The organism is Rheinheimera aquimaris, assembly GCF_020531985.1.
Taxonomy (GTDB): Bacteria; Pseudomonadota; Gammaproteobacteria; order Enterobacterales; family Alteromonadaceae; genus Alishewanella; species Alishewanella aquimaris.
Window position 1 is genome coordinate 902796 of record NZ_JAJAVQ010000002.1, and the last position, 8495, is coordinate 911290.

The window sequence follows — 8495 nt, forward strand, 5'->3', positions numbered from 1 at the left end:
ATGCGCTGGATCAAGCTTTTACCGCATTATATTAGCGGTTTTGCAAGTACTAGCGTTTTCTGGCTAAAAAGGTATCGACGGCTTTATTAGATGCCGCCAGCTTTTTACGGCCCTGCGGGCAGGTTTGGGTTAACAGAATAAACAGCGTATCGATAACCAGTTCCTGCGCATTACGGGCCAATATTGACGATAGCCGGGCAGAGCTTTCATCCGCTACCGTATACAAATTCAGCCCGGCCAGTTTGGCCACGCTGTTGCTGCCATAAGCGGTAATACTGATGATTTGTACGCCGTTAGCGGCAGCCTGCTCGGTAATTTTCACGCTATCGGGTGTCTCGCCGGATTCACTCAGCACCACCAGTACATCTTCATTGGTGTAATTGGCAATATTGGCCAATTGGATATGGGTATCAGTTTCGGCCAATGCCGCCGTGCCGAGCTTTTGCAGTTTGTACGAGAAGTCTTTTGCCACCAGCGCCGAGCCGCCTTTACCACACAATAATACCCGTTTGGCACTGCGCAGCCACAGTGCGGCCTGCTCATAACTGGTTTGCGAGTTAATGGCATGGGTTTTTTGCAGCACATTAATTTTACTGGCCAGCAGTTTTTCCCGCATGGTGCTGAAGGTGTCTTCCAGCGAAATTTCACCATGTAGCTTGTCGCCGCTGATAGCAGGTACCTGATGATGCAGGCTGTCGCTGATGGCAAATTTAAAATCAGGGTAGCCTTTGTAACCCAGTTTCTGTGTAAAACGCACCACGCTTGCCTGGCTGATACCGACGGCTTTGGCCAGCATTTGCGACGGCATATCGCGGATATGATCCGGGTTGGCCAGGATGTAATCGGCCAGTTGCTGTTCAGCACGCGGCAGTTTTTCACGTAAAGCATTTATTTTATCAAGTACAGACATCCGTTCGTCCTGTGTAGGGTATCAGAGCACTGTTTTTGCTATCGGGCCTGATACAGTAAAAACGATATAGTCAGCAGCTTATTATGACAGGAGCAAATTGAAAAGCCCGGCCTGCAATACAGGCCGGGAAACACCGTGTCCGGGATTAGAACGCGGGGGTGTAGCGCAGTGAAATACCTAAAGTGCGGCCCAATACCGGGTAGTCACTTACAGTATTAAAGTGGTTAGCACCTGAGGCCGGCAGTGGTGGCTCTTTGTCCAGCAGGTTGTCAATACCGGCTGTTACGCTAAGCTCGTCCGTTGCCTGCCAGGAGGCGGCCAGATCAATATAGTTTTGCGCGCCGATGCTGATGCTGCGATCGGCGGCATTTTCAACTTCGCCGATACGACGCCAGCCCAGCTGCACACCTACGGTGTCCAGATTCCAGTCCAGTGTCATGCGGTGCTTGTAGTCTGCCTGCAGCACGCTGGCAAAGTCACCCGAACAGGCGCTGCCAAAGGTGCCTTTACAGTCGATAGCCGCGACAGTGGCGTTGTTCTGCCGGGTTTGCTTGGTGATAAGCGTACCCTGGTAGCTCAGCTTCATGGCGCCGCCCATAATTTCAGGAGCGTTAAAGCGGTAGTTTACCGCTAAATCTATACCGTCTTGCTGTACCGCAGCCAGGTTAAAGTCGTTAACAATAGCGGTGCTGATTAAACCGGTTTGCGGGTCACGCAGCACAGCGTCACACAGTGGGTTACCGGCAACAGGGTTATCGATATAGCAGTTTTTCAGTGCAGCAGCTGGCTGGATTTGGCTAACGGCATCGGTAATTTCGATGGTGTAGTAATCCAGCGTAACGTCAAAGCCATTCAGGTAAGACGGTGTATAAACGATACCCACAGTGGTTGATTCTGCCTGCTCTGGTTTGATGTTCGGGTTACCACCATAGGTATAGCTGGCGGTGGAGGCATCAAACGGCGTACCGACAGGGGCTGCACCATAACGGGCACACTGCTCGGCATTACCGGTACCCAGTAAACACGGGTCACCATCGAAGCGGCCGGCAAACCGCGGTACGAACTGATCGCTGGTCTGGTCAAACAAGGCCAGTGATAACGCTGTGATTGGGCTGGCGAACTCGCCCAGGTTTGGTGCGCGGAATGCGGTCTGGTGGCTGGCGCGGATACGCACATCGCTGTTAATTGCCCAGTTCAGGCCCAGTTTGTAAGTGTTTTCTGCATCAGTGTTTGAGTACTCTGAAATGCGGTAAGCACCTTCAAAATCTAACTGGTCAAAGAAAGGCTGATCAAACAGTAACGGCACTAAGACTTCTGCATACACTTCTTTGCTGTCAAAGCCGGCATCCATATCGAATACACCAACTGAGGCATAGCTGGTGCCGTTACGGAATGCATCACCCGGTGTTTGTTTACCGGTTTCTTTACGGTATTCGTAACCCAGTGCATAGCTTACTGCGCCGGCTGGCAGTTCAAACAGCGGGGCTGAATCGCCTGATAAGGTTGCAGCCAACACGCTTTGCGTACGCTCGCGGTTTGAATACAGTAGCGGGGCGCCAAAATTGGTTAAATCCAGCGCCGGGTCAAAAATGTCGCTGCTGTTGGCGATAGCGCCAAAGCGGCTGCCACCGCTGTTATTAATCTTGTAGGCATTGTTATAGATGGTTGAGGTTTCATCGGTACTGCCGTACTGCGCATACACATCGTAGCTTAAGCTGTCGGTTAAAATGCCTTTTAAACCCAGCTGGAACTGGCTGGATTCACGCACGGCTGCGGTGTATTGCAGGCCCAGGCCCAGGTTACGTTCAACATTTACCAGTGCATTGCCGTTGGCATCAAAGGTAATTAAATCACGTGTAGCCGCCGGAATATAAGGGTTGTCAGAGGTCAGGGTGACCTGCTCGTTTACTGTCACGGGCGTCTGGCCAGCTGCACCAGCGCCATCTACTTTCACTTTGGCGTACATGCCGCGGCCGTACAGCTCCGCGTAGTCGCTTAATTCAACACCAAAAAATAAACCGGCTGATAAACGGTCCATCGGTTGGATCAGGTTGCGCTCTCCGGTGACGTTTACTGTGTTGCGGCCTGCGGTAACAGCGCCGCTATCGTCGATACCAAAGGTATTGCCTGAGGCAACATCGGTATAAAAACCGCCGGTATTGATAATGCTGCCGCTGTTTTGCATCGCCCAGCTGCGCTCGCCTGCCAGCAGGTCTTTACGCTCAGAGTAGCCAACGTAACCGGTAATATGACCACGGCCACTGGCAATATCGCCGCCGAAAATCGCTTCGGTATTGAATTTCTCAGCGCCACCATCCGCGGTTTCATAGCTGGCCGACAGTTCAACACCGTCAAACTTGTCGTCCATAATAAAGTTCACGACGCCGGCTACCGCATCGGCGCCGTATACGGCTGCCGCGCCACCGGTTAACACGTCAACGCGTTTAATCAGGCCAGCAGGGATAATATTCACATCAACCGAGTTACGGAAACTAAACGGCACGGCGCGGGTGCCGTTAATCAGCACCAGGGTGCGGTTCTGGCCCAGGCTGCGCAGGTCAATAGTTGATGAACCTAAAGAGTCACCTACCGTTGCGCCTGTGGCGTTGGCTCCGCCTGCCGCCTGTGGCAATTTGGCAGTAATGTCTTCAACGTTTACCGCGCGATCGAGCTGAATTTGTACTTCATCGACAGAAGCCACCGGGCTTGATGCTACCAGTTCAGTACGGGCAATACGTGAACCGGTTATGGTGATCACTTCGGTTTTTTCCGCGCCAGCTTGCGCATCGGCTTGCTGCGCCAGTGCCAGCTGGCTGAATAATGCCAGGTTCACTGCCAGAGCCAGCTTAGATGCGCGGCGCAGGTTCAGCCGGGTGTTTTGTTTGCTGAGGTAAGATGTCATCTGTGTATACTCCCTGTTGCTAACGCAATAGTGTCGGTTAGGGTTTATGAATTATTTATACATTGTTGTTTGTATTTTTATGAATATATACCCCAGAGTTGCTGGATTTGCAATTTTATTTAGTTAATATGTATGTATTGTCGGATAAATTATTCATGTTAAAGTCGCTGCCTATCGACAGCAGTGTTTAAGGAATTTTTATGCACAGCCATATTCAGCAGTTATTTGATATTGCCGCTAAACCCAGCCGTAAGGTAATAGGCCTGATGAGCGGAACCTCGCTTGACGGCCTGGACGTTGCACTGTGTGAGCTTTGTGGTGACGGCCTGGATACCGGCATCAGGCTGTTGCAATTTACCACGGTAGATTATGCCGCCGATTACAAACAGCGGGTTAAGGCGGTGTTTTCTAAACGCGATGTCGACTTACAGGCCGTTACGCTGTTAAACCCCTGGATAGGCATAGAGCATGGCCGGATGATTAACCAGTGTTTAGAACAGTGGCAGTTAAAAGCCGCAGATGTCGATATTATTGCCAGCCACGGCCAGACCATTTTTCACTGTCCGAAACGCCAGCACAATATCGCTGAATATGGCAACGCGACCTTGCAGATAGGCGATGGCGATCATCTGGCAGTCACCACCGGCATTACCACCATCAGCGACTTTCGTCAGAAGCACATTGCCGCCGGTGGCGAGGGCGCGCCATTAGCAGTGTATGGCGATTACCTGCTATTTAGCAGCCGCGATGAAAACCGCATTATGCTCAATATCGGTGGCATAGCTAACTTTACCTGGCTGCCACAAACGCTGGACGCTGAAGCGGTATTCAGCAGCGATATCGGCCCCGGCAATACCATGATGGATGCCTTTATTCAAAAACATTACCCAGGTAAATATTTCGATAAAGACTCTTCACTGGCTAAAGCCGGTAGCGTGAGTGAGCCTTTACTTAACGCATTAAAGCAGGATGGCTTTTTCGCGCTTAATTTCCCCAAAACCACCGGGCCGGAAGTGTTTAACCTGGGCTACCTTGCCAAAGCGCAGCAGCAGTCGGGCACAGAGCAGTTAAGCCATGCTGATATTATGGCGACGCTAAACCGTTTCTCGGCCGATATGATTATCAGCGCGATACAGCAAACCACCGCCAAGCTTGATAACTTTGTGATTTACGCCAGCGGCGGTGGTATTCATAACCCGTTACTGATGAGCCAAATTCAGCAGGCCTTGCCGGATGTCAGCATTAAAACCACGGCTGATCTGGGCATTAACCCCGATGCCAAAGAAGCGGTGTTATTTGCGGTACTGGCTAATGAGTGTTTGGTTGGTGGTAAACAGAAGTTCAGTAACGCCCGCGAAGGTATACCGGGTGTAACCATGGGTAAGATCAGTTTTGCGGATTAAGTGATACCGCTAACAGACGGGAGCGGTTTGCCTGATCTTGCAAAAGCAGCAAACCGCGAACGTTAAACTTATTATTCGAACAACTTAGTATTCGGGCAACTCAGTACTCGAACCAGCAGTCCTGCCACCAGGCCAGGAATTCCGCAAAGTCGATATAGCCATTATCATTGGTGTCGATAAGTTTAAAACCTTCTTCCACATGGCTGACTTTGGTTTTGGGTGCCAACGTGGTTAGCAGCTCAATAAACTCGGGTAAATCAATACGGCCATTGCCGTCGCGGTCGAAAAACTCAAAATGACCTTTTATCTCTGCGATTTGCTGTTCAGACAAACTTTCAGTATTCACGCCTATAACCTTGTTTGTTAATAAATTTACCGCCCCAGTGTACTGCGCGCTGAAAAGCCTGTCTATGCCGCAGGCGGTCTGTTTCGTGTGACACCGGCAGGCGATAGCTTTCTCGTCTTTATTTTCACCCAACCGGTTACTCACTCAGAGCTGCCACCAGGGCCATGCTCATAACAACGTTACTGTTAATTTCTTACTTGACTTAAAGTTAACTTGAAGTCGTATGCTCATCTGGAATTCAAAATTGATGAGGTGATGATATGCAAAACACAGGATTAGAGACCTTTATTGCTGCAGTACAGAAGTATTGGTCCGGGCTTAATACCGAAACCGTAGAAACCGTTCGGCAGTTGTTAGTTGATCTGACAAAGTCTGCGGCTGATGAACTTTGGCTGAAAGAAATAATTGACGAAAGACCCGCAGCAAAAGAGTTATACAGAGATGCGGAACATGGATTTATTTTACTGGCCCACAGCGAAGATCAGGGCCAGTATCGGCACCCGCATAACCATGGAGCAGGATGGGTGTTCTATGCTGTGTTGTCCGGGGAAATCGAGATGACCACTTTTGCGCAGATCACTAATACTTCCGGCGAAACCAGGCTGGTTTCACGAGGTTCGGATGTAATGAGCGGTGGGCAGTGCAGGGTATTTTTGCCAGGCGATATTCACGATACCCGTTGTCTGACGGAGGGCTTTATTCAGTTTCGGCTGACGAGCACGGATTTTAAAAAAGAAATTCAAGAAGGCCGCATGGTCAGGTTCAGTAAATAACAGTGCGGCCTTGTTGCAGCCGGCGTTTCTAAGGGCGTTTGGCTGCAGCAGTTGTTACGGTTTTATGCTTTCGGGCCTGGTCTTTACCAGCAATTCTTAACAGTTTTTGAAACTTGGGGCACTCGCTATGCCTTTCGGCTGTGCATTTTGCTGCATGCTCCAGGCATCTTTGTATTGCGACAAGTTGCTTAACACGCTGAGCAATTTCTTGTGCTCTTGCTGTTAAACTTTCCCGGTTTACTTCGAAGCGGCCTTTGGTTGTTAACATCGACTGTATTTCGTCAAGCGAAAACCCTGCTCTTTGGCCCAAAGCGATAAATTCCAGTTGTTCCAGAACATAAGTATCGAAAGTCCGCTTCAGGCCATTCCTGCCGATGGATTTTATAAGGTTTTTTTCCTCGTAAAACCTAATGGTTGACGCTGGCAGCCCCGACTTTTTTGATAGTTTCGAAATATCTATAGCACCCATCATTCAGGCCTTGACTTCAAGTTTACTTGAAGTAGTACCTTACAAAAATTGCCGCGACTGTGCAATGAAACTAAGCAATTGCTGATTATTTTGGAGCCGGAGATGACCGAAGAAACCGCCAATGCAAATGCATGCTGTGATGAAAATAGGAGCTTCTCAAAGGCAGCATTATTTAGCCTGGCTTTAGCACTGCTGATGCCAACGTTAGGCGTGAGTATCACGAATGTCGCGTTGCCTGAATTGGCCGCGCGTTTTCATGCGTCGGTCGCGACAGTAAGCTGGGTGGTTATTTCATACCTGGCATCTGTCACAACTTTTATTATCGGTGCAGGCGTTTTGGGTGACATTTGGGGAAGAAAACCTTTGCTGTTGCTGGGCGTGGGCATTTTTTCATTCGCCTCATTACTGTGTGCGATATCGGGTAACTTGTGGCTGTTGATCGCAGCAAGATTGGTACAAGGCTTTGGCGCGGCATTTATATTGTCACAAACCCTGGCGCTGGCCAGTGTCGCTTTTCCAAAAGCGAAAGTAGGTTCAGCAATGGGGTTACTGAGCACGACCGCCGCGATAGGAACTGCGCTTGGGCCCGTTGTGGGTGGCGGCTTGCTTCATGTGTTTGGCTGGCAGTCGATATTTTGGCTGTTGTTTGTAATGGGCGGCGTTAGTTTTACTGTTTGTGCGTTATTTATTCCCAATGAGCAGTTGAAGTTTTCCGCTACAGTTAAACAATACGATGTCATAGGTACGTTATTGCTTGGCTTATCTTGTCTGTTGTATGCGTTGTCTGTGACGGCACACAGCACTAAGCTGAGTGTATCGGGCACAGTACTATTTATGTTGGCAATAGCCGTTTTTACCGTTTTTCTGATTAGCCAGCGTAAGCGCCGATTTCCGTTAATCAATCTGGCTTTTTTTCAGCACAAACTACGTAATCTGACATTAGCGGCAAACTTTTTGGTCGATGCGGTGGCAATGTCAACACTGGTTGTCGGGCCCTACTATCTGACTTATGGTTTGGGCCTCTCTGTAATGGAGATTGGTATGTTGATGGCGGTGGGCCCTGTGGTAGCTGCATGTTCAGGCTATCCCTCCGGAAAACTTGTCGACCTGATAGGTGTAAAGCGGGTTATGTTGTTAGGGCTTTTACAACTGATCGTCGGCGTGGTTTGTTTTGCCTGGTTACCGGTGCAATTTGGTGTATATGGCTACATAGCCGCACTTTTCATTTTAACGCCCGGACGACAGCTGTTTCTGACGTCAAATCACACCTTTGTCATGAGTAGTGCTACTAACCAAGAAAAAGGGTTGGCTTCAGGTATTCTCAATCTGGTTAAAAACTTAGGCCTGATGACCGGCGCATCAGTGATGGTTGCAGTGTTTGTCTCACAACTGAAAAATGAAAACATCGCGCTTGCGACGCAACAAGACCTGGGAGCCGCTTTTACATCAACCTTTCTGCTAGCCGGCGCAGTTATTGGTGTATCCCTTATTAGTATTTATCTGTTTAGCGCGAATAATGCTGAATTTAAATAATTATGAGGGAGCGCAAAACTCAAAAACTACTTTTGGAGCCGTTGATGATAGTTAGTCTGACAAAATCTTAGTTTTTTACCTGTGCCAGCTCTGAGCTGGTAATCAATATTGAATTTCTCGCTGCCGATTTTGAAAGTAACCCCACCGGCGGCTAAGTGT

At 49.3% G+C, this 8495-nt stretch carries 7 protein-coding genes; 3 read left to right on the forward strand and 4 right to left on the reverse strand.

What is annotated here, in order from left to right; all coding sequences use genetic code 11:
* Nucleotides 1–49 precede the first annotated feature (49 nt).
* Together LHL18_RS09000 and LHL18_RS09005 are read right to left on the reverse strand one after the other, a co-directional pair.
* Complete coding sequence (locus LHL18_RS09000; protein WP_134052135.1) at nt 50–910, reverse strand: MurR/RpiR family transcriptional regulator; 861 nt, start codon at nt 908–910, stop codon at nt 50–52.
* Nucleotides 911–1055: 145 nt separating this feature from the next.
* Nucleotides 1056–3812 carry a TonB-dependent receptor domain-containing protein gene (locus LHL18_RS09005; protein ID WP_226766725.1) on the reverse strand — a complete coding sequence of 919 codons (2757 nt, stop codon included), beginning with the start codon at nt 3810–3812 and terminating at the stop codon, nt 1056–1058.
* A gap of 200 nt (nt 3813–4012) precedes the next feature.
* Here LHL18_RS09005 and LHL18_RS09010 point away from each other — a divergent pair, with 200 nt between their 5' ends.
* Nucleotides 4013–5215: an anhydro-N-acetylmuramic acid kinase gene (locus LHL18_RS09010; protein WP_226766727.1), complete on the forward strand. Its 1203-nt coding sequence runs from the start codon at nt 4013–4015 to the stop codon at nt 5213–5215.
* A 100-nt stretch (nt 5216–5315) separates the two neighbouring features.
* Here LHL18_RS09010 and LHL18_RS09015 read toward each other — a convergent pair whose 3' ends face one another.
* Nucleotides 5316–5561, reverse strand: coding sequence for an EF-hand domain-containing protein (locus tag LHL18_RS09015; protein ID WP_134052127.1), 246 nt, complete (start codon nt 5559–5561; stop codon nt 5316–5318).
* Nucleotides 5562–5821: 260 nt separating this feature from the next.
* On the opposite strand from LHL18_RS09015, the gene LHL18_RS09020 reads away from it, so the two are divergent.
* Nucleotides 5822–6334 carry a cupin domain-containing protein gene (locus LHL18_RS09020; RefSeq protein WP_226766729.1) on the forward strand — a complete coding sequence of 171 codons (513 nt, stop codon included), beginning with the start codon at nt 5822–5824 and terminating at the stop codon, nt 6332–6334.
* 28 nt (nt 6335–6362) lie between these two features.
* Here LHL18_RS09020 and LHL18_RS09025 read toward each other — a convergent pair whose 3' ends face one another.
* Nucleotides 6363–6806 (reverse strand): helix-turn-helix domain-containing protein, encoded by a 444-nt coding sequence (locus LHL18_RS09025; RefSeq protein ID WP_226766730.1) that lies wholly within the window; start codon nt 6804–6806, stop codon nt 6363–6365.
* A 99-nt stretch (nt 6807–6905) separates the two neighbouring features.
* Here LHL18_RS09025 and LHL18_RS09030 point away from each other — a divergent pair, with 99 nt between their 5' ends.
* Nucleotides 6906–8336 (forward strand): MFS transporter, encoded by a 1431-nt coding sequence (locus LHL18_RS09030; RefSeq protein ID WP_226766732.1) that lies wholly within the window; start codon nt 6906–6908, stop codon nt 8334–8336.
* Nucleotides 8337–8495: the final 159 nt, after the last annotated feature.